The 22,075-nt window shown below is 58.7% G+C and carries 15 protein-coding genes, 2 tRNA genes and 3 rRNA genes; 15 read left to right on the top strand and 5 right to left on the bottom strand.

Going from position 1 to position 22,075, the window contains the following annotated elements:
• Nucleotides 1-24 precede the first annotated feature (24 nt).
• The 12 genes from ilvC to AC3RCP_RS27150 all read left to right on the top strand — a co-directional run bounded on the left by ilvC (nt 25) and on the right by AC3RCP_RS27150 (nt 13,164).
• Entirely contained in the window at nt 25-1,041 is a 1,017-nt protein-coding gene (gene ilvC / locus AC3RCP_RS27205) for a ketol-acid reductoisomerase (RefSeq protein ID WP_007924618.1), read from the top strand.
• Between the two features lie 146 nt (nt 1,042-1,187).
• Nucleotides 1,188-2,045 carry a CDP-diacylglycerol--serine O-phosphatidyltransferase gene (gene pssA / locus AC3RCP_RS27200; RefSeq protein WP_009045643.1) on the top strand — a complete coding sequence of 286 codons (858 nt, stop codon included), beginning with the start codon at nt 1,188-1,190 and terminating at the stop codon, nt 2,043-2,045.
• A gap of 63 nt (nt 2,046-2,108) precedes the next feature.
• On the top strand, nt 2,109-3,122 hold the full coding sequence (gene msrP / locus AC3RCP_RS27195; protein ID WP_101339132.1) for a protein-methionine-sulfoxide reductase catalytic subunit MsrP: 1,014 nt from the start codon (nt 2,109-2,111) through the stop codon (nt 3,120-3,122).
• Complete coding sequence (gene msrQ / locus AC3RCP_RS27190; RefSeq protein WP_087091986.1) at nt 3,122-3,745, top strand: protein-methionine-sulfoxide reductase heme-binding subunit MsrQ; 624 nt, start codon at nt 3,122-3,124, stop codon at nt 3,743-3,745. The genes msrP and msrQ overlap by 1 nt, the downstream gene beginning before the upstream one ends.
• Before the next feature lie 539 nt (nt 3,746-4,284).
• Nucleotides 4,285-5,821 (top strand): 16S ribosomal RNA (locus AC3RCP_RS27185).
• Nucleotides 5,822-5,886: 65 nt separating this feature from the next.
• Nucleotides 5,887-5,963, top strand: a tRNA-Ile gene (locus tag AC3RCP_RS27180).
• 26 nt (nt 5,964-5,989) lie between these two features.
• Nucleotides 5,990-6,065 (top strand) — tRNA-Ala (locus AC3RCP_RS27175).
• Nucleotides 6,066-6,304: 239 nt separating this feature from the next.
• Nucleotides 6,305-9,196, top strand: a 23S ribosomal RNA gene (locus tag AC3RCP_RS27170).
• Between the two features lie 139 nt (nt 9,197-9,335).
• Nucleotides 9,336-9,451: ribosomal RNA gene (gene rrf, locus AC3RCP_RS27165) — 5S ribosomal RNA — on the top strand.
• Together the 16S, 23S and 5S rRNA genes with 2 tRNA genes alongside form the textbook arrangement of a ribosomal RNA operon.
• A gap of 147 nt (nt 9,452-9,598) precedes the next feature.
• On the top strand, nt 9,599-10,258 hold the full coding sequence (locus AC3RCP_RS27160) for a paraquat-inducible protein A (protein ID WP_053262660.1): 660 nt from the start codon (nt 9,599-9,601) through the stop codon (nt 10,256-10,258).
• A complete protein-coding gene (locus AC3RCP_RS27155; RefSeq protein WP_007930128.1) occupies nt 10,245-10,868 on the top strand; it encodes a paraquat-inducible protein A in 624 nt (207 codons plus the stop codon). Before AC3RCP_RS27160 ends, AC3RCP_RS27155 begins: the two co-directional genes overlap by 14 nt.
• Nucleotides 10,861-13,164, top strand: a complete 2,304-nt coding sequence (locus tag AC3RCP_RS27150; RefSeq protein ID WP_492570692.1) for a PqiB family protein — start codon at nt 10,861-10,863, stop codon at nt 13,162-13,164. Before AC3RCP_RS27155 ends, AC3RCP_RS27150 begins: the two co-directional genes overlap by 8 nt.
• 62 nt (nt 13,165-13,226) lie before the next feature.
• Here the strand turns inward: AC3RCP_RS27150 and mksF are convergent, their stop codons facing one another.
• From mksF to mksB, 3 genes are read right to left on the bottom strand one after another with little or no spacing between them, the layout of a single operon-like run.
• Complete coding sequence (gene mksF, locus AC3RCP_RS27145) at nt 13,227-16,070, bottom strand: Mks condensin complex protein MksF (RefSeq protein WP_007930131.1); 2,844 nt, start codon at nt 16,068-16,070, stop codon at nt 13,227-13,229.
• Entirely contained in the window at nt 16,067-16,771 is a 705-nt protein-coding gene (gene mksE, locus AC3RCP_RS27140) for an Mks condensin complex protein MksE (RefSeq protein ID WP_007930132.1), read from the bottom strand. The genes mksF and mksE overlap by 4 nt, the downstream gene beginning before the upstream one ends.
• Entirely contained in the window at nt 16,761-18,041 is a 1,281-nt protein-coding gene (gene mksB, locus AC3RCP_RS27135; RefSeq protein ID WP_053262682.1) for an Mks condensin complex protein MksB, read from the bottom strand. Before mksB ends, mksE begins: the two co-directional genes overlap by 11 nt.
• 180 nt (nt 18,042-18,221) lie before the next feature.
• On the opposite strand from mksB, the gene AC3RCP_RS27130 reads away from it, so the two are divergent.
• Complete coding sequence (locus AC3RCP_RS27130) at nt 18,222-19,007, top strand: energy transducer TonB (RefSeq protein WP_101339131.1); 786 nt, start codon at nt 18,222-18,224, stop codon at nt 19,005-19,007.
• On the top strand, nt 19,000-19,452 hold the full coding sequence (gene rimI, locus AC3RCP_RS27125; protein ID WP_009045633.1) for a ribosomal protein S18-alanine N-acetyltransferase: 453 nt from the start codon (nt 19,000-19,002) through the stop codon (nt 19,450-19,452). Before AC3RCP_RS27130 ends, rimI begins: the two co-directional genes overlap by 8 nt.
• Nucleotides 19,453-19,561: 109 nt before the next feature.
• Here rimI and AC3RCP_RS27120 read toward each other — a convergent pair whose 3' ends face one another.
• The gene (locus AC3RCP_RS27120; protein ID WP_007930138.1) at nt 19,562-19,957 is read right to left on the bottom strand and encodes a hypothetical protein; all 396 of its coding nucleotides are present in this window, start codon (nt 19,955-19,957) and stop codon (nt 19,562-19,564) included.
• A 150-nt stretch (nt 19,958-20,107) separates the two neighbouring features.
• Here AC3RCP_RS27120 and can point away from each other — a divergent pair, with 150 nt between their 5' ends.
• Complete coding sequence (gene can, locus AC3RCP_RS27115; protein ID WP_007930139.1) at nt 20,108-20,752, top strand: carbonate dehydratase; 645 nt, start codon at nt 20,108-20,110, stop codon at nt 20,750-20,752.
• A gap of 102 nt (nt 20,753-20,854) precedes the next feature.
• Here can and AC3RCP_RS27110 read toward each other — a convergent pair whose 3' ends face one another.
• Entirely contained in the window at nt 20,855-22,042 is a 1,188-nt protein-coding gene (locus AC3RCP_RS27110; protein ID WP_101339130.1) for a hypothetical protein, read from the bottom strand.
• Nucleotides 22,043-22,075 lie beyond the last annotated feature (33 nt).

The raw sequence follows: 22,075 nt of genomic DNA, 5'->3' as shown, positions 1-22,075 counted from the left end.
AACGGCCTGATATAGGGGAAATTCATGAAAGTTTTCTACGATAAAGACTGCGACCTCTCGATCATCCAGGGCAAGAAAGTTGCCATCATCGGTTACGGTTCCCAGGGCCACGCTCAAGCGTGCAACCTGAAAGACTCCGGCGTTGATGTCACCGTTGGCCTGCGTAAAGGCTCGTCCACCGTTGCCAAGGCTGAAGCCCATGGCCTGAAAGTGACCGACGTAGCCGCTGCCGTTGCCGGCGCCGACCTGGTCATGATCCTGACTCCGGATGAGTTCCAGTCCCAGCTGTACAAGAACGAAATCGAGCCGAACATCAAGAAGGGCGCCACCCTGGCCTTTTCCCACGGCTTCGCGATCCACTACAACCAGGTTGTTCCGCGCGCCGACCTCGACGTGATCATGATCGCGCCGAAGGCCCCAGGCCACACCGTACGTTCCGAGTTCGTCAAGGGTGGTGGTATCCCTGACCTGATCGCTATCTACCAGGACGCTTCCGGCAACGCCAAGAACGTTGCTCTGTCCTACGCGGCAGGCGTGGGCGGCGGCCGTACCGGTATCATCGAAACCACCTTCAAGGACGAGACTGAAACCGACCTGTTCGGCGAGCAGGCTGTTCTGTGTGGCGGTACCGTCGAGCTGGTCAAGGCCGGTTTCGAAACCCTGGTCGAAGCTGGCTATGCGCCGGAAATGGCTTACTTCGAGTGCTTGCACGAACTGAAACTGATCGTTGACCTCATGTACGAAGGCGGTATCGCCAACATGAACTACTCGATCTCCAACAACGCCGAATACGGCGAGTACGTGACCGGCCCTGAAGTGATCAACGCCGAATCCCGTCAGGCCATGCGCAACGCCCTGAAGCGCATCCAGGACGGCGAGTACGCCAAGATGTTTATCAGCGAAGGTGCTACCGGCTACCCATCGATGACCGCCAAGCGTCGTAACAACGCTGCTCACGGTATCGAAATCATCGGTGAGCAACTGCGCTCGATGATGCCGTGGATCGGTGCCAACAAAATCGTCGACAAAGCCAAGAACTAAGTTCGAGTCTTGTCAGGGAAAAACGCGGCCTAGGCCGCGTTTTTTCGTTTGGATAGACAGGTTCTGGTATAAAGCTGGATCCTTTGTGGTCCAATCGTGACCCTGGGTATCGTCGAAACTTTTCACACCGTTGCAAGGTAATGTCCATGAGCGAACGTCCCGAAGAGCCAAACCAGGCCTCTGACGCCGAAAGCCTGCTACCCATCGATGAGCATGTCGAAGAAGGGCATGACGCTGAAGGCCGTAAAGTCCGGCATCGTGGTATCTATCTGCTGCCGAATCTCTTCACCACCGCGAACCTGTTCGCCGGTTTCTACTCGATCATCAACTCCATGAGTGCCCAGAGCGCGTTGAGCGCCGGGGACGCGGCAGGAGCGAGCAAGTATTTCGCGTTCGCGGCCATCGCGATTTTTGTCGCCATGGTGCTCGACGGTCTGGATGGGCGCGTGGCCCGCATGACCAATACCCAGAGCGCTTTTGGCGCCGAGTATGACTCGCTGTCCGACATGGTTGCCTTCGGCGTTGCGCCTGCCTTGCTGGCATTCGGTTGGGCGCTGGGCGACATGGGTAAGGTCGGCTGGATGGTCGCCTTCATCTATGTAGCTGGCGCAGCGTTGCGTCTGGCTCGCTTCAACACCCAGGTGGGGACTGCCGACAAGCGTTACTTCATCGGCCTGGCCAGTCCGGCCGCGGCGGGTGTGGTGGCCGGTATTGTCTGGGCGTTCAGCGATTACGGCATCCAGGGTTCGAAGATGTCGTTCCTGGTGGCGCTGATGGTGGCGGCGGCCGGCATGCTGATGGTCAGCAATATCAAGTACAACAGCTTCAAGGAGCTGGACCTGAAGGGGCGTGTACCTTTCGTGGCGATTCTCGCCGTGGTTCTGGTATTCGCCGTGGTCTTCAGTGATCCGCCGCGGATTCTGCTGCTGGTTTTCCTCGCTTATGCGGCGTCCGGTCCAGTGCAATACCTGCTGCGTCTTCGTCGACGCAAAACGTTGCCTTAATGTAATTTCCCCCATACTCCGCAGTCTATTGGTGCATCAGTCCTCCAATACTGCGGAGTTGCCATGTTGATCAAAATCCCCAAGTCGTCTGACTGCAAAGAGTCGGACGTCACGCCTGAATCTCTTTATTTCTCTCGCCGTAGCCTGTTGGGTGGGGCCATTGCTGGCTTGGCTGCCAGTGCGCTGCCACGTTGGGCCAGTGCCGAAGACGCTGGGCGCTATCCAGATGTCGAGCCTGGCAAGGCGCCGTCATGGTTTGCGCAAAAGCTGCCGGAAACCAAATGGCAGGCGGTCAACGTCAAGGATGAGGCGATCACTCCGTTCAAGGATGCCACCCACTACAACAACTTCTATGAGTTCGGTGCCGACAAGGGCGACCCGGCTGCCAATGCCGGCGCGCTGAAAACCGAGCCCTGGAGTGTGGTGGTGGACGGGGAGGTGGGCAAGCCAGGGCGTTATGCGCTGGAAGACTTCATGAAGCCTTATCAATTGGAGGAGCGGATCTACCGGCTGCGTTGTGTCGAGGCCTGGTCCATGGTGATTCCCTGGATCGGTTTCCCGATCTCCGAGCTGCTCAAGCAGGTCGAGCCAACCTCCAAGGCCAAGTTCATCCGCTTCGAAACCCTTCAGGATCCTAAAAGCATGCCCGGTCAACGTTCGGGTTTTGCTCTGATCGATTGGCCTTATGTAGAAGGGCTGCGCCTGGATGAGGCGATGCACCCCTTGGCGATTCTTGCCGTGGGGATGTATGGCCGTGAGCTGCCCAACCAGAACGGCGCACCGTTGCGTTTGGTAGTGCCCTGGAAGTACGGCTTCAAGAGCATCAAGTCCATCGTGCGTATCAGTCTGGTAGAGGAGCAGCCGAAAACCACCTGGCAAAGCATCGCTGCCAATGAGTACGGTTTTTACGCGAACGTGAATCCCACGGTTGATCACCCTCGCTGGACTCAGGCACGCGAACGTCGATTGCCTAGCGGTCTGTTCAGTCCCAACGTGCGTGAGACACAGATGTTCAATGGCTACGCGGATGAAGTCGCTTCTTTATATACCGGCCTGGATCTGCGGAAGAATTACTGATGCGCTACCCACTCTGGCGCCTTGGCGTCTTCATCGTTGCTGCTATCTGGCCTTTGCTTTGGTTGTACCAGGCTTGGGCCTCCGCCCTCGGGCCCGACCCGGGAAAGGTACTGGTCGATCGATTGGGTCTGGGTACCCTGATCTTTTTACTGATCACCCTGAGCATGACGCCCCTGCAGAAACTCACGGGATGGGCGGGGTGGATCGCGGTACGACGCCAGCTTGGTTTGTGGTGCTTTGCTTATGTAGTGCTGCATTTAAGTGCTTACGCTGTATTTATCCTCGGGCTCGACTGGTCGCAGTTGGGCGTGGAGTTGCGTAAGCGGCCCTACATTATTGTAGGAAGCCTGGGCTTTCTCGGATTGTTGGCCTTGGCGGTGACTTCCAATCGATACAGCCAGCGTCGCCTGGGCAGTCGTTGGAAGAAGTTGCATCGGTTGGCGTATCTCATTCTCGGGCTGGGTTTACTGCATATGCTCTGGATTGTTCGGGCTGATCTTAAAGAGTGGGCTATCTACGCCTCTATTGGCGCGTTGTTGTTACTGTTGCGGGTGCCGCCGGTGACACGGCGAATCCCGCGTTTAGTGGGGAAAAACCATCTTTTGCAACAAAAGCGTAATTAGGGGTTGACGGCAGATTCTGGAAGTCTATAATTCGCCCCACTTCCGGCGCAGTCGAAACGGAAAACTCCTTGAGATTCAACGAGTTACGCGGTTTTCGGCAGTGGTTACGCTTCAGTTCATCGAAGCCCGAAGGAGTTGATTCGGCAGTAAGTTTTCGCCGAGTTAACGATTCGATCTTCTCGGTCGAAAGCGGAGAAAAAGAGGTGTTGACAGCAGCGTGTAACGCTGTAGAATTCGCCTCCCGCTGACGAGAGATCGAAAGCGCAAGTGGTTGAAGTTGCAAAGGAAACTTTGAAAACTTCTTAAAATAACCGCTTGACAGATGCAGAGGCTGCTGTAGAATGCGCGCCTCGGTTGAGACGAAAGACTTAACCAACCGCTCTTTAACAACTGAATCAAGCAATTCGTGTGGGTGCTTGTGGAGTCAGACTGATAGTCAGAAAGATTATCAGCATCACAAGTTACTCCGCGAGAAATCAAAGATGTAACCAACGATTGCTGAGCCAAGTTTAGGGTTTTCTCAAAACCCAAAGATGTTTGAACTGAAGAGTTTGATCATGGCTCAGATTGAACGCTGGCGGCAGGCCTAACACATGCAAGTCGAGCGGTAGAGAGGTGCTTGCACCTCTTGAGAGCGGCGGACGGGTGAGTAATGCCTAGGAATCTGCCTGGTAGTGGGGGATAACGTTCGGAAACGGACGCTAATACCGCATACGTCCTACGGGAGAAAGCAGGGGACCTTCGGGCCTTGCGCTATCAGATGAGCCTAGGTCGGATTAGCTAGTTGGTGAGGTAATGGCTCACCAAGGCGACGATCCGTAACTGGTCTGAGAGGATGATCAGTCACACTGGAACTGAGACACGGTCCAGACTCCTACGGGAGGCAGCAGTGGGGAATATTGGACAATGGGCGAAAGCCTGATCCAGCCATGCCGCGTGTGTGAAGAAGGTCTTCGGATTGTAAAGCACTTTAAGTTGGGAGGAAGGGTACTTACCTAATACGTGAGTATTTTGACGTTACCGACAGAATAAGCACCGGCTAACTCTGTGCCAGCAGCCGCGGTAATACAGAGGGTGCAAGCGTTAATCGGAATTACTGGGCGTAAAGCGCGCGTAGGTGGTTCGTTAAGTTGGATGTGAAATCCCCGGGCTCAACCTGGGAACTGCATCCAAAACTGGCGAGCTAGAGTATGGTAGAGGGTGGTGGAATTTCCTGTGTAGCGGTGAAATGCGTAGATATAGGAAGGAACACCAGTGGCGAAGGCGACCACCTGGACTGATACTGACACTGAGGTGCGAAAGCGTGGGGAGCAAACAGGATTAGATACCCTGGTAGTCCACGCCGTAAACGATGTCAACTAGCCGTTGGGAGCCTTGAGCTCTTAGTGGCGCAGCTAACGCATTAAGTTGACCGCCTGGGGAGTACGGCCGCAAGGTTAAAACTCAAATGAATTGACGGGGGCCCGCACAAGCGGTGGAGCATGTGGTTTAATTCGAAGCAACGCGAAGAACCTTACCAGGCCTTGACATCCAATGAACTTTCCAGAGATGGATTGGTGCCTTCGGGAACATTGAGACAGGTGCTGCATGGCTGTCGTCAGCTCGTGTCGTGAGATGTTGGGTTAAGTCCCGTAACGAGCGCAACCCTTGTCCTTAGTTACCAGCACGTTATGGTGGGCACTCTAAGGAGACTGCCGGTGACAAACCGGAGGAAGGTGGGGATGACGTCAAGTCATCATGGCCCTTACGGCCTGGGCTACACACGTGCTACAATGGTCGGTACAGAGGGTTGCCAAGCCGCGAGGTGGAGCTAATCCCACAAAACCGATCGTAGTCCGGATCGCAGTCTGCAACTCGACTGCGTGAAGTCGGAATCGCTAGTAATCGCGAATCAGAATGTCGCGGTGAATACGTTCCCGGGCCTTGTACACACCGCCCGTCACACCATGGGAGTGGGTTGCACCAGAAGTAGCTAGTCTAACCTTCGGGAGGACGGTTACCACGGTGTGATTCATGACTGGGGTGAAGTCGTAACAAGGTAGCCGTAGGGGAACCTGCGGCTGGATCACCTCCTTAATCGACGACATCAGCTGCTTCATAAGCTCCCACACGAATTGCTTGATTCATTGAAGAAGACGATTGGGTCTGTAGCTCAGTTGGTTAGAGCGCACCCCTGATAAGGGTGAGGTCGGCAGTTCGAATCTGCCCAGACCCACCAATTACTGGTGCACCCTGTAGCGATACGGGGCCATAGCTCAGCTGGGAGAGCGCCTGCCTTGCACGCAGGAGGTCAGCGGTTCGATCCCGCTTGGCTCCACCATTACAGATTGGTGTCCATCGTTTAAAGCTTAGAAATGAGCATTCCATCAAGTTGATGGTGAATGTTGATTTCTGATCTTTATCAGAATCGTTCTTTAAAAATTTGGGTATGTGATAGAAAGATAGACTGGATAGCACTTTCACTGGTGTTGTTCAGGCTAAGGTAAAATTTGTGAGTTTAATCGCGAATTTTCGGCGAATGTCGTCTTCACAGTATAACCAGATTGCTTGGGGTTATATGGTCAAGTGAAGAAGCGCATACGGTGGATGCCTTGGCAGTCAGAGGCGATGAAAGACGTGGTAGCCTGCGAAAAGCTTCGGGGAGTCGGCAAACAGACTTTGATCCGGAGATGTCTGAATGGGGGAACCCAGCCATCATAAGATGGTTATCTTGTACTGAATACATAGGTGCAAGAGGCGAACCAGGGGAACTGAAACATCTAAGTACCCTGAGGAAAAGAAATCAACCGAGATTCCCTTAGTAGTGGCGAGCGAACGGGGACTAGCCCTTAAGTGGCTTTGAGATTAGCGGAACGCTCTGGAAAGTGCGGCCATAGTGGGTGATAGCCCTGTACGCGAAAATCTCTTAGTCATGAAATCGAGTAGGACGGAGCACGAGAAACTTTGTCTGAATATGGGGGGACCATCCTCCAAGGCTAAATACTACTGACTGACCGATAGTGAACTAGTACCGTGAGGGAAAGGCGAAAAGAACCCCGGAGAGGGGAGTGAAATAGATCCTGAAACCGTATGCGTACAAGCAGTGGGAGCAGACTTTGTTCTGTGACTGCGTACCTTTTGTATAATGGGTCAGCGACTTATATTCAGTGGCGAGCTTAACCGAATAGGGGAGGCGTAGCGAAAGCGAGTCTTAATAGGGCGTTTAGTCGCTGGGTATAGACCCGAAACCGGGCGATCTATCCATGGGCAGGTTGAAGGTTAGGTAACACTGACTGGAGGACCGAACCGACTACCGTTGAAAAGTTAGCGGATGACCTGTGGATCGGAGTGAAAGGCTAATCAAGCTCGGAGATAGCTGGTTCTCCTCGAAAGCTATTTAGGTAGCGCCTCATGTATCACTGTAGGGGGTAGAGCACTGTTTCGGCTAGGGGGTCATCCCGACTTACCAAACCGATGCAAACTCCGAATACCTACAAGTGCCGAGCATGGGAGACACACGGCGGGTGCTAACGTCCGTCGTGAAAAGGGAAACAACCCAGACCGTCAGCTAAGGTCCCAAAGTTATGGTTAAGTGGGAAACGATGTGGGAAGGCTTAGACAGCTAGGAGGTTGGCTTAGAAGCAGCCACCCTTTAAAGAAAGCGTAATAGCTCACTAGTCGAGTCGGCCTGCGCGGAAGATGTAACGGGGCTCAAACCATACACCGAAGCTACGGGTATCACGTAAGTGATGCGGTAGAGGAGCGTTCTGTAAGCCTGTGAAGGTGAGTTGAGAAGCTTGCTGGAGGTATCAGAAGTGCGAATGCTGACATGAGTAACGACAATGGGTGTGAAAAACACCCACGCCGAAAGACCAAGGTTTCCTGCGCAACGTTAATCGACGCAGGGTTAGTCGGTCCCTAAGGCGAGGCTGAAAAGCGTAGTCGATGGAAAACAGGTTAATATTCCTGTACTTCTAGTTATTGCGATGGAGGGACGGAGAAGGCTAGGCCAGCTTGGCGTTGGTTGTCCAAGTTTAAGGTGGTAGGCTGGAATCTTAGGTAAATCCGGGGTTCTAAGGCCGAGAGCTGATGACGAGTTACCTTTCAGGTGACGAAGTGGTTGATGCCATGCTTCCAAGAAAAGCTTCTAAGCTTCAGATAACTAGGAACCGTACCCCAAACCGACACAGGTGGTTGGGTAGAGAATACCAAGGCGCTTGAGAGAACTCGGGTGAAGGAACTAGGCAAAATGGCACCGTAACTTCGGGAGAAGGTGCGCCGGTGAGGGTGAAGGACTTGCTCCGTAAGCCCATGCCGGTCGAAGATACCAGGCCGCTGCGACTGTTTATTAAAAACACAGCACTCTGCAAACACGAAAGTGGACGTATAGGGTGTGACGCCTGCCCGGTGCCGGAAGGTTAATTGATGGGGTTAGCTAACGCGAAGCTCTTGATCGAAGCCCCGGTAAACGGCGGCCGTAACTATAACGGTCCTAAGGTAGCGAAATTCCTTGTCGGGTAAGTTCCGACCTGCACGAATGGCGTAACGATGGCGGCGCTGTCTCCACCCGAGACTCAGTGAAATTGAAATCGCTGTGAAGATGCAGTGTATCCGCGGCTAGACGGAAAGACCCCGTGAACCTTTACTATAGCTTTGCACTGGACTTTGAATTTGCTTGTGTAGGATAGGTGGGAGGCTTTGAAGCGTGGACGCCAGTTCGCGTGGAGCCATCCTTGAAATACCACCCTGGCAACTTTGAGGTTCTAACTCAGGTCCGTTATCCGGATCGAGGACAGTGTATGGTGGGTAGTTTGACTGGGGCGGTCTCCTCCTAAAGAGTAACGGAGGAGTACGAAGGTGCGCTCAGACCGGTCGGAAATCGGTCGTAGAGTATAAAGGCAAAAGCGCGCTTGACTGCGAGACAGACACGTCGAGCAGGTACGAAAGTAGGTCTTAGTGATCCGGTGGTTCTGTATGGAAGGGCCATCGCTCAACGGATAAAAGGTACTCCGGGGATAACAGGCTGATACCGCCCAAGAGTTCATATCGACGGCGGTGTTTGGCACCTCGATGTCGGCTCATCACATCCTGGGGCTGAAGCCGGTCCCAAGGGTATGGCTGTTCGCCATTTAAAGTGGTACGCGAGCTGGGTTTAGAACGTCGTGAGACAGTTCGGTCCCTATCTGCCGTGGACGTTTGAGATTTGAGAGGGGCTGCTCCTAGTACGAGAGGACCGGAGTGGACGAACCTCTGGTGTTCCGGTTGTCACGCCAGTGGCATTGCCGGGTAGCTATGTTCGGAAAAGATAACCGCTGAAAGCATCTAAGCGGGAAACTTGCCTCAAGATGAGATCTCACTGGAACCTTGAGTTCCCTGAAGGGCCGTCGAAGACTACGACGTTGATAGGTTGGGTGTGTAAGCGCTGTGAGGCGTTGAGCTAACCAATACTAATTGCCCGTGAGGCTTGACCATATAACACCCAAGCAATTTGCGCTTAACAGCCAGATTGCGGTGTGTGAAGACGAAACGAACCGAAAGTTCGAAAAAACACACAAACTATCGCATACCCAATTTGCTGAAGCGTCGAAAGACGACTCGGCACACCGAATTTCTTGACGACCATAGAGCATTGGAACCACCTGATCCCATCCCGAACTCAGCAGTGAAACGATGCATCGCCGATGGTAGTGTGGGGTTTCCCCATGTGAGAGTAGGTCATCGTCAAGATTAAATTCCGAAACCCCAATTGCGAAAGCAATTGGGGTTTTGTTTTTGCGCGTAGAAAACGGTTCTTATCTCCAAACAATTTTGCACAGTTATTTTCGGGACGGACCTCTAGAATAGCTTCACGCCTTTTCAGAGCCAGAGCCTTGTATGTCAGATACGGTTGACGCCCCCGGGCTGTCGGAGTTGCCGCTGGACGATCTGGTGGCCTGCCACGAATGCGACTTGTTGATGCGCAAGCCAGAGCTGGCCCACGGAGAAAAAGCCCAGTGCCCCCGCTGTGGTTACGAGCTATACGCACACCGCCATAACGTCGTGGATCGCAGCTTGGCATTGGTTATTGCCGCGCTACTGCTCTATGTCCCCGCGAACTTTTTACCCATCATGCAGCTCAATCTACTCGGACAATCCTCTGAGGACACTGTGTGGAGCGGCGTTATCGGTTTGTTCAATACCGATATGCAAGGCGTGGCGGTGGTGGTGTTTCTCTGCAGCATGGGCATTCCATTGCTCAAGCTGGTCTGCCAGTTGCTCGTGCTCCTGAGTATTCGCCTGGACATAGGTCGCAGTTACGGCCTGTTGCTGTACCGCATTTATCACCACTTGCGGGACTGGGGCATGCTCGAGGTCTACCTGATGGGGGTATTGGTCGCCATCGTCAAGCTGGCGGACCTGGCTGCCATGACGGTCGGCCTGGGGTTGGTGTGTTTTGTCAGCCTGTTATTGGTTCAAGTGTGGCTTGAGGTGGTCATGTCGCCCCATCAGATATGGGATGCCCTGGCCGGGGAGGATGCGTATGCGGGCGATTGATGCGGGCATTCTGGTCTGTAATGAATGCCACGAGCTGAACAGGCAGGAACCCGATACCGATGAGCAAACCTGCACTCGTTGCGGGGCCCTGGTGCATGCTCGTCGCCCCAACAGCATCATGCGTACCTGGGCACTGCTGATTACTGCGGCGATCCTGTACATCCCAGCCAATGTACTGCCGATCATGACGGTCACGTCACTCGGCCAGGGTGACCCCAGCACCATCATGTCGGGGGTGATCGTACTGGTGCAGCACGGCATGATCCCGATTGCGGCGGTGGTGTTCATCGCCAGTATCCTGGTTCCTACCTTCAAGCTGGTGGGGATTGCCCTGTTGCTGTTTTCGGTCCAGCGCCACCAGCCGTTATCGGCGCGACAACGCATTTGGATGTACCGCTTTATCGAGTTCATCGGCCGCTGGTCGATGCTGGATATCTTTGTGATCGCCATCCTGGTGGCGGTGGTGAACTTCGGCCGACTTGCCAGTATCGAGGCCAATCTCGGTGCAGTGGCCTTTGCCAGCGTGGTGATTCTGACGATGCTCGCTGCAGTAACTTTTGATCCCCGACTGATCTGGGATAACACGGAGTCGGACGACGACAATGAGTGATTTGCCTAAAGCTAAAACCCGTCCGGCTTCGAACTGGTCGGCCATCTGGGTCCTGCCTCTGATCGCGTTGCTGATTGGCGGATGGTTGGGCTGGCGTGCCTACAGTCAGACCGGTATCGAGGTCCAGGTGCGCTTTGAAAGCGGCGAGGGCATTCAGGCCAACAAGACCGAGGTGGTCTACAAAGGGATGTCGGTGGGCAAGGTCAAGGCCCTGGCCCTGGACGACGAAGGCAACACCAGAGGGGTGATTGCCACTGTCGAGATGAACAAGGACGTCCAGCAATACCTGAAGAGCAGCACACGCTTCTGGCTGGTCAAACCGAGCGTGACCCTGGCCGGGATCACCGGGCTGGAGACGCTGGTTTCAGGTAACTACATCGCCATCAGCCCGGGAGAGGGCGAGCCTGCGCGCAAGTTCAAGGCGCTGGTCGAAGAACCACCGTTATCGGACGCCAAGCCGGGCTTGCACTTGACCATCAAGGCGGATCGCCTGGGATCGTTGAACCGCGGCAGCCCGGTGTTCTACAAGCAGATCCAGGTGGGGCAGGTGAAAAGCTACCTGCTCTCCGAAGACCAGAACACGGTGGAGATCAAGGTCTTTATCGAGCCGACCTACGCCAACCTGGTGCGCAAACATACGCGTTTCTGGAACGCCAGCGGCATCAGCATCGACGCCAACCTGTCCGGAGTGAAAGTGCGTAGCGAATCCCTGGCCAGCATCGTCGCCGGCGGTATCGCCTTTGCTACCCCGGAGAATCGCCGGGACAGCCCGCCAACCGACCCGACCCTGCCGTTCCGTCTCTACGAGGACTTCGACGCGGCGCAGGCGGGCATCCGGGTCAAGGTCAAGCTGAGTGATTTCGAAGGGCTCCAGGCAGGCCGCACACCGGTCATGTACAAGGGGATTCAGGTCGGTAACCTCAAGGCCCTCAAGGTCGACCCGGATCTGTCCAGCGCCACGGCGGAGCTGACCCTGGACCCCCTGGCCGAGGATTACCTGGTGCAAGGCACCCAGTTCTGGGTGGTCAAGCCTTCGATCTCCCTGGCGGGTATCACCGGTCTGGAAGCCCTGGTCAAAGGCAACTACATCGCGGTGCGCCCAGGTGACAAGGGCGGTGCTCCGCAACGCGAATTCGAGGCGCGGCCCAAGGCGCCGCCGCTGGACCTGCGCTCCCCTGGCCTGCACCTGGTGCTGTTCACCGAAAACCTCGGTTCGCTGGAGGTGGGCAGCCCGATTCTGTACAAGCAGGTCAAGGTCGGCTCGGTGCAGAGCTACCAGTTTTCGCGGACCCGCAAGCAGTTGGTCATCGGCGTGCATATCGAGAAGGAATACGAAGGGCTGGTGAACGGCTCGACGCGCTTCTGGAATGCCAGCGGTGTCACCTTGACCGGTGGCCTGACCGGCGGCATCCAGGTCAAGAGCGAGTCGCTGCAAAGCCTGATGGCCGGCGGTATCGCCTTCGACACGCCGGAACCCAACGTGCCGCTGAAAAAGCGCATCCCACGTTTCCGCTTGTATGCCGACAAGGAGCAGGCGACACAGAAGGGCACCCTGATCAGCATCAAGGTCGATCGCGCCGATGGCCTGCGTCCGGGCACGCCTATCCGCTTCAAGGGGCTGGATGTCGGCAAGGTCGAAGACGTCGACCTGAGCGGCGATCTGCAGTCGGTGCTGCTCAAGGCTCGGATCACCGAGGTGCCGGAGCGTATCGCGCGGGTCGGCAGCCAGTTCTGGGTGGTCAAGCCGGAGCTTGGCTTGATCAAGACCGCCAACCTGGAAACCCTGGTGACCGGGCAGTACATCGAAGTGCAGCCGGCGGCGAAGAACCTCGGCGCGCAAACCAGCTTTGTCGCCTTGCCCCAGCCACCGGAAACCGCGGTCGCCGAGGCCGGCCTGAGCCTGGTGCTGAGCGCGGCGCGGCGCGGCTCGCTGAAGGTCGGCGTGCCGGTGACTTACCGCGAGGTAACGGTGGGCAAGGTCACGGGCTACGAACTGGGCCAGACTGCCGACCGGGTGTTGATCCATATCCTGATCGAGCCGAAGTACGCGCCGCTGGTGCGTGGCGGTACGCGTTTCTGGAACAGCAGTGGGTTCGGTATCGACATCGGCCTGTTCAAGGGCGCAACCGTCCGTACCGAGTCGCTGGAGACCCTGATCCAGGGCGGCATCGCCTTTGCCACGCCGGATGGCGAGCGCATGGGCAACCCGGCACGGCCGGAACAGACCTTCCCGTTGTTCGACAAGTTCGAGGACGAATGGCTGACCTGGGCACCGAAAATCCCCCTGGGCAAATAACCCAGAAAGCAAAAAGGCCGTGATCGAAAGATCACGGCCTTTTTGTTTTACGGCTTCGGCGGTTACACCTCGTCCAGCTCCGCTTCGGCTTCTGGTTCGACGTTCAGGGTGGCCTTGACCTGATCGTGACGGCGGATGTACTTCCAGTCCGCCTCGTCGATGTAGATACCGTTCGGGCCGCTGCCGCCTTCCAGGTCGATGGCGACCTGGGCCGACACCTGCGGCTTCACGCTGGCCAGGATCGGCACGAAGCCCAGTTGCAGGCTGGTTTCCAGCAGCGCTGCCTGGTTCTTCTCGTCGATGTCCGCAGCCTCGTCGAGGTAGTACGGCAGGCGGATGCGCCCGGCCTGCTCGCGGTCCATCAAGTGCAGCAACAGGTACATGTTGGTCAGCGCCTTGATGGTCATGGTGGTGCCGTTGGACGCCGCGCCATCGATATCGGTGTGGATCACCGGCTGGCCATTGACCTTGGTGATCTCGAACGCCAGCTCGAACAGATCCTTGAGGCCCAACTGGTTGTGGTTGGCCGCTACCAGGCGGGCCAGGTATTCCTTGGCCTCTTCGTTCTTGCTGTCCTGTTCGGCGCTCTGGCTCAGGTCGAACACCGACAGGGTCTCGCCTTCTTCGTACTGGCCGGCGCTGTGGATGATCTGGTCGATGTGCTTGAGGGCTTCCTTGTTCGGTGCGAGCACGATACGGAAGCTCTGCAGGTTGGACACCTGGCGTTTGTTGATCTCGCGGTTGAACAGCGCCAACTGATGCTCGAGGCTGTCGTAGTCGCTGCGGATGTTGCGCAGGGTCCGGGCGATATCGGTGACGGCCGCGCGACGCGCCTTGCCCAGGGTCAGGGCTTCGTCGGTGCGGTGCGCATAGGCGTTGATCAGCAGTTGCAGGCGACGCTCCATGTCGTCTTCGCTGTCGAACTTGGCCACGCCCTTGAGGCGCACCTGAGCGTACAGCGCCTCAATCTGGCCATCGACCCGCTGCAGACCTTGCCAGCTGTCCTGATAGTCGTTGAGCAGGGGCAGCAGGTTGTCCATGGAGTCGTCCACCGGCTCCATGAACGGCGTGCCGAACGGCAGGTCCGCCGGCAACAGCTGGCGACGGCGCAGGGCATCGTCGAGGGTGCGTTGCTTGGCTTCCATGTCGCCGATCTGCCGGCCCACGAGTTGCAGCTTGGCCGACAGCTGCTGGACGCGTTCGGTGAAGGCGTCACTGGAGCGCTTGAGTTCGTCCTGGGCGGCTTCCATCTGCGCCAGCTGTTCCAGCTTTTCGCCTTCCTCGGCGCTCAGGGTCTGCGCGCGGCGGAAATCTTCCAGGGCTTTCTGCGCATCCAGCACCTGCTGGTACAGCGCTTCGGTCTGGGTCTTGCTCGCGGCGCGGTCGGCGGCCACTGCGGCCTGGGTTTTCAGCTGCTTGAGTTCTTTGTCCAGGCGCTCTTTCTGGTCGCGCAATGCCGCGCGATCCGCCAGGGCCTGCAAGGCCGGCGGTTCGATGTGGGAAATGTCGATGGACAGCCCCGGCACTTCGAAGCGCTCGCCCTTGAAGCCATCGAGGATCAGCTCCACGGACTTGACCCAGTCGCCGTTCTCGTCCAAGGCAATGCCATGTTCGCCCAGCGGCAGGCTGAACAACTGGCTGTTGAACAGGCGCATCAGGCGCTCGACGTCCTGTTGCGAGAATTCCTCGCGCAGGCGCGCATAGCTGTTGTTGTCGGCGTTATCGAGCTGCTGCTTGACCGACTTCAGGCGTTTTTCCAGATCCCGCAGGCGCTCTTCCAGGTCCTCGGCGGAGAACTGTCGGGACTGGGCCAGGGCGCCGGCCAGTTCGTCGTGGGCATCCTTGGCCGCCAGCAGTTGCTGCTCCAGGACCTTGACATCGTCCACCAGGGCGAAACGATGCTTGAGCACCGAGAGCTCACCGAGCCAGCGCTGGGTGCCGGTGATTTCCCGCTCCAGGCGCATCATTTCCTGGGTGCTGCTGCGCTGGTCGTTCTGCAGTGCGTCCTGCTCGTTGCGGTAGTGCTCGGCCTGGATGGTCAGCTCTTCCTTGCGCGCGCTGGCGTAGTCGGACCAGGTGCCCAGCAGCGAATCAAGCAGCGGCGACAGGCGATGCAGTTTGCCGCGCAGGATGTCGCGCTGTGTCACGCCGTTGGCCAGGGCTTCCACCAGGGGACCCGCGGCCACCAGCGAGTTGTAGTCCTGCTCCATGCGGCGCACGTCGCGGAAGGCATCTTCGCAGGCGGCGATGTAGTCGACGCTGCCGGAACGCAGGCTGTGCTCGAAGGCATCGAGGAACAGCTGCTTGAGCTTGGCCGCGGTGATTTCGCGCATGTGCAGCAGGTTGATGAACAGCGCGCGGAAGGTCTTCAGGCTCTGCTCGCTGGTGGAGCGCAGCGGGATCAGGGTCAGGTCCAGCGGAATCGAGGTATGTCCGCCGACCAGCAGGCGACGCAGTTCGTCCGGCTTGAGTTCATAGGCCTTCAGGCCCTGGCGCTCGAGGTTGGTGAACAGCTCTTTCTGCCGCAGGCAAGTGTCGTCTTTCTGGTAGTGCGCCAGGTCCAGCGAGCCGGCATAGGCGAAGAACTGGTGACCGAAACTGCCGCCCGGACCGCGCCCGGCCACGCCGATCACATGCGGGCCATGGGGCAGGGACACTTCCACCAGGATGTAGCTGGTATCGGTAGCGAAGTAGAAACGCCGCGACTGTTCCAGGCTGTACTTGCCGAAGCTCATGTCCGACATGCGTGCCAGGATCGGGAATTGCAGAGCGTTGATCGAAGCGGACTTGCCCAGGTTGTTCGCGCCGTAGACCGACAGCGGCTCTTCCAGCGGGAACAGGCCCAGGCTGTAGCCGGCGGTGTTCAAAAGGGCAAAGCGGCGGATGCCGTAGCGTTCCTTGCTCATGCGTCGAGCTCCTGTTCTTCGGCAATGGCGCGGGCCAGTGCGTCTTCTTCACTTTCCGATTCGACGAATTCGCTGAGGTCCAGCGGGTCGTCGGTCTGCAGCAGTTTTTCGTCGCTGTCTTCGTCGATCAGCACCGGCGTCGGCAACGGCAGCACGCTGTGCAGGCTGGCGGCCAGGTCACGGTCCTGCTGCACCGACAGGCACACATCGAGGAAGCGGTGCATCGGCGGCAGGAAGCGGTAGATGCCCGGCTCCTCGCCGGCAAAACCCAGTTGGGTCATGCGCCGCATGATTTTTTCTTCCAGTTCTTCATGGGTCTGCACTTCGGCCTGGATGAACAGGTCGCGGTACTTCTCCAGCAAGGACGGCAGTTCGTCGCGGCCGAGGCTGCCGCCGTCGAGCACGGCGACCGGGTCGCGGCCCTGGTCGGCCAGGTGCTCCACCAGGATGAAGGTGAACAGCGCCAGGCGCTGGGCGGTCTTGTTCACCTGGGCGGCGGCGTTCTCCGGCACGAAGTAGTAGAAACCACGGGTGTCGCATACCAGTTCGAAGCCCAGGGCCTTGAACAGGGTGCGGTACTGGTCCTGGAAGTTCGACAGCTGGGAGTACAGCTCCGGGTCGCGGCGGCTGACGTGATAACCCTTGAACAGCTCGCGAAAGATCGGCGCCAGCTGGGACAGTTCGGAAAGATCAAGATGCATGTGGAGTGCTCGCAGAATTCTCGGTCACGTCATCGCGGGCCGAGAGCAGGGCGAAGGAGCGCAGGCTGACCTGGTGCTCGTGGGTGTGGTAGTCGCGGCGTTCCAGACGCTCGCGCTTGAAGCGTTTTTCCCGCGACAGACGGGAGAACCAGTACAGCAACTCGTCGGTGGCACCGTCGGGTTCCTGCTCCAGCAGCCAGGTCATCAGGTCCGGCATCGGCAGGGCGTCTTCGCAGCGGTCGAGCATCTCGCGGACCGTACGTGGCGCCCGTGGCGCATTGCCGCCCTTGTGGGTCTTGTGCGCCTTGGGGAAGCGCGTCGGCTTCGGCTCGAAGCTGGCCAGGGCATAGACATAAGCCTCGACCTGGCCGGAGCTGCCGAGGAAGGTGCTTTGCGGACGGGTGAACAGTGGCATGGCCGCTTGCGGCACGGCGTCGATGCCCTTGCGCCGGATGGCCGACAGCGCCAGGGCCGCGCCGCGGGTCACGGCGTTGTGCCGGCGGGCTTCTTCACGCAGCGGCAGCAGCAGTTCCCGGGCGTGACGCAGGGTCAGCTGGGCGCTGGTCTGCATTTCCAGGATCCGCGCGTGGGTGCGCAGCAGCATGTCGTCGTCCACCAGGTGGCCCAGGCGCTGCTGTTCGGTGAGCATGCGCAGCAGGACGTTCTCGACCTTGCGCACGCCTTGCTCGAAGGCGCCGTCGGCGTTCACCAGCTGGATCATCGGCTCGACGTATTCGTCCCAGGTGGCCAGTACCTCGGCGTATCGCTGGCGCAGGGGAATCTGCCGGTCGCTGGTCTTGGCCCGCTCGGCGACGGCCACCAGGGCCTGTTCGTCGTTGGCGAGCTTTTTCAATACATCGCGCACGCGCATGTCCAGCAACCGCAGCTGGCGGGCCAGGTCATGGCCGTCGCGGATGTCGAAGGCGTCCTGAATGTAACCGGCCAGGCGTTCGAGGTGGCGCAGGTAGGCTTCGATTTCCAGGCACAGGCCCAGGCGGTGCTCGCGCCGCAGGTAGGCGAGGAAGTCGTGGATCTGTGCGTTGAGCTCGAAACGGTTCGGGCTTTTCGCCACCGGAACCAGGATATCCAGGCGGATCCACACGTCCAGCAGGCTGGTAATGTCCTGTGGCGTACTGTCAATTTGCTGGGTGGCCAGCTGTGAACGCAGTTCGGCGAGGCTCAGGGTGCCTTGGTCGAAGTGCTCGCACAGTGGCTCCAGAAGTGCCCAGTGTTCGGCGAGGGCGCGCAACACGCGCTTGGGTTCGATCATCGGAATGGCCGGCTGGTTGGCAATGAAAAGCAGCGATTGTACTGCATCGGAAGGCTGACGATTCACCCCTCGGTCTTGTCATGGGCTGGACCGGTGTTTTTGTGACGAATCAACTGCGGGCGATCTTCGGCGAAGGACGGTAGAATCCCCCCACTTCAGTTATCCACAAGTGGCCGACCTTTGCTTATCGAGTCCCGCCGTCGCGCTTATCTGTCCGCCATGCAGGTGGTCAGCTGGCTGCCGCGCACCGAGTTGCCCTTTGCGGCGCCGTCCCGTCCCGAGTTGCTGGTGATTGCCGAGCCCGTGGTCGAGGCCCCGGCAGCCCCTGCACCTGTGGCCAAAACGGTTGCCGAGCCTGTGGCCAAGCCTGCCGAACGGCCGAAAATCGAAGTGCCGCGTCCCGCCGGCGCTGCCGTTCGTCCGGTCAGCAAGCCCGTGGTCGATGCCGAGGAGGCCCCGGCGCCGGTCAAGGCCCCGCCCGTGCCGCCACCGCGTTTCGCCCTGCAATTGCTGCGCGCCGGTCGTTGCCTGCTGCTGGTGGAGTTACCCACAGGCGAAGCCTTCCAGAGCCGCGACCCGGCCTATCTGCTGCTCAAGGACATGCTGCGCGCCGCTGGCCTGCCGGACAGCCCGCAGATCCTCGCCGAGCCGGTGCGCTGGCCGATGCTGACCCGCGGCAATCTCGACCAGGGGCCGGACGCGGCGCGGGATTTCGTCCAGGCCTTTGTCGGGGCGCGCGTCGAAGAAGAACCTTGTGTCTGCCTGTGGCTGATCGGCCTGCCGGCGGTGCGTTTCGCGGGCGAGGCTGATGCGCAGTCCTACAACCGTGAACTCCAGGTCGAAGGCCTGGGCTCGGCCTGGGCGCTGCCTGGGCTGGAACAATTAATGGAAGAGCCACAGCGTAAGGCTGATGTCTGGCAAGCCATGCGTCGGCTGATGGCGCGTTGGAAAAGTAGCAATGAGTGACGCTTTATCGTTCCGCCAGGCCACCGAGGCGGATCTGGATGCCATCCTGAAAATCGAATACGCGGCGTTCAGCCATCCCTGGACCCGCGGCATTTTCACCGATGCCCTGAAATCCTATGAAGTCTGGCTGATGTTCGAAGGCAGCCAGCAGGTTGGCCACGGAGTGATCCAGGTGATCATCGACGAAGCCCACCTGCTCAATATCACCGTCAAGCCGGAAAGCCAGGGCCGTGGCCTGGGCCTGCGCCTGCTGGAAGAATTGATGAAGCGCGCCTACCAGAAAGACGCGCGCGAATGCTTCCTCGAAGTGCGTTCCAGCAACCAGACCGCCTACCGGCTGTACGAGCGCTACGGTTTCAACGAAGTGGGCCGCCGCCGCGATTACTATCCGGCGACAGGCGGGCGCGAAGATGCGCTGGTGATGGCCTGCACCCTGGTCGATTGACGGCGTATCGAGCCGCTATCGTAGGAGCGAGGCTTGCCCGCGATAGCGCTGTGTCAGGCAAACCGCTATCGCGGGCAAGCCTCGCTCCTACAGTTGTTAAAGGCAGGTATCAGCGTTTGCCATCCAGTGGGTCGCGCTGGGCCAGTTCGGCTTCGTCCAGGCCGTTGCCGCCGCCGATATCGTTTTCATCGACAATGCTCAGGTCCCAGTCGGCCGGCTGGTCTTCACCGGCTTCATGGGCGGAGCGGGCGCCGTCTTCGCGGATCAGGTTTTCCGGGGTCAGCTCATCGTCGTTGGGCTCATCCTCGGCGTTGCCGGTCAGGCTGGAGCCATGGATGTGCCTGTGGGGAGTACGATGCTCCACAGGGCTGGAAGCAGGGTCGCCGACCCTGGCGCCGGGTTCTTCTTCATCGAAATCCAGCTCTTCCATGGAACCCATGCGGTCTTCGTTGTCGTCGATGGGCTCGGGCTGAGGCGCGCCATAGGGACGTCGTGATTCAGTCATGACGGTTGCTCATACTTTTGGGCTTAAAGAGTGGACCCACCAGACCCGGCAAGATTCAAAGGGGTGGATAAGCGGTATCTGCATAGACGCGCGTGACCCCGATAGACAGTCGTCTGTCATAGCAACGCATCAATCCTGAGGTTTCACAGCATGAACGAACTACAAGACCTGATTGATAACAACGAGCGTTGGGCCGAAGCGATCAAGCAGGAAGATCCTGAATTCTTCTCCAAGCTGGCCCGCCAGCAGACGCCGGAATACCTGTGGATCGGCTGTTCGGACGCCCGTGTACCGGCCAACGAGATCGTCGGCATGCTTCCCGGGGATCTGTTCGTACACCGCAACGTGGCCAACGTGGTGCTGCACACCGACCTCAATTGCCTGTCGGTGATCCAGTACGCGGTGGACGTGCTCAAGGTCAAACACATCCTGGTCACCGGTCACTATGGCTGTGGCGGCGTGCGCGCCTCGATGCAGGATCGCCAGCTGGGCCTGATCGACGGCTGGCTGCGCTCGATTCGCGACCTGTACTACGAACATCGCGAAGTCCTGGGGCAACTGGCCACCGAGGAAGAACGGGTCGACCGCCTCTGCGAGCTGAACGTGATCCAGCAAGTGGCCAACGTCGGCCACACCAGCATTGTGCAAAACGCCTGGCATCGTGGGCAGAGCCTGTCGATCCACGGTTGCATCTATGGCATCAAGGACGGTCGCTGGAAGAGCCTGAACGCCACCATCAGTGGCTTCGAGCAGCTGCCGCCGCAGTACCGCCTGCGTCCGGTCGGGGCGCTCTGAGGCGCTGAAAACCCATCGCGAGCAAGCTCGCTCCTACGGGCGATGTGCCGTTCTTAGGAGCGAGCTTGCTCGCGATGGGATGTAGCTGTTACCGCTTGTCCGTCAGATATGCGGCGGTACTTCGGCACTCATCGACGGTGCCGGCGCCTTCAGCTGCTTCAGCTGGGTCTGTACCGGCTCGCTGGTGCACTTGGCCTGGGCCTGCTCCGGCGTCAGCTTGCGGATCGAGGTGTAGAACAGGGCGCAGGTCTGCTCTTTGTTGGTCACCTGCCAGTTCTGCGTGCAGCTTTTGAGTTGCACTGTCGGGTCGCTGCCCGGCTTGCTGCCCATCCCGGCCTGCCAGCAGGCCGCGCTCAGATCCTGCCCCATCACCTTCAAGCCGGCCGCGTCGGCCTTGGCCTCGTCGCCGTCGTAGTTCTCTGGATCCGCCGCGTACCAGATGTAACTCGGGTGGTTGGAGCCCAGCACCGGCACCTTCAGGCCCGCGCTCGGGCTGATCTGCGCCAGGCCCAGTACGTTCACGGTCGGGCCGTACTGCTGCTTGATCCAGTTACGCACCGGCGCGCCGAAGGCCACCATTGGCAGGGCGGCGCCGCTGGCACTCTGGCTGATCTGCTTGACCATGGTGGTCTGGTAGTCCTGGAAGTAGCCATAGACGCCTTCCAGGTCCTTGCCCGCGCTGGAGGGGGCGGCGATCGGTGCAATGTCGATGATGGTCTGGTAGCCCGGGGTCTGCTCGGCGGGAATGCCATTGGTGGTGAGCAGGGTGGCCCAGCGGTCGGTGGTGGCCGATTTCAGGTAGTCCTGGGCCTGAGTCAGCGAGTAGTCCGGCGGGAAGTGCAGCAACTCGACGCTCTTGCGGTTTTCCAGGGCCATGCCCAGGGGCAGGAACAGGTACCAGCTGTAGGTCCATTTGCCGTCGCTGTTGAGCTTGCTGGCGCCCTTGTAGGCCAGGTCGCCGGCATCCAGCAGGGCGGTCAGCGGCTTGCCATAGTCCTTCGGAACACCGCTGATGTTGGCGTACAGCTGGTTGTTATCGGTCTTCACCTTGACCTTGGCGGTGCTGTAGCCATCGCGTTTCACGCTTTGGGTCAGGTAATGCTCGACGGTCTGTTCCAGCGTCCAGTTGCGAAAGCAGATCACGTTGCAGTTGTTGGGGTAGGAGAAGAGTTGGGTGACGCGCTGGGTGTTGCCCAGCTTCAGATCGACGTTGGCCTGGGCTGCGGTGCTCAGGGTCAGGCCGCCCAGGGTCAGGGCGGCGAGGGGAAGGGACAATCCTGTGAGTTTCATGCTTGGCTCCTTGTCAGCGTTGGCCTCGTCTGG

The organism is Pseudomonas sp. GW822-FHT05A08, assembly GCF_058800485.1.
This window is presented reverse-complemented; position numbering and strand designations above follow the sequence as displayed.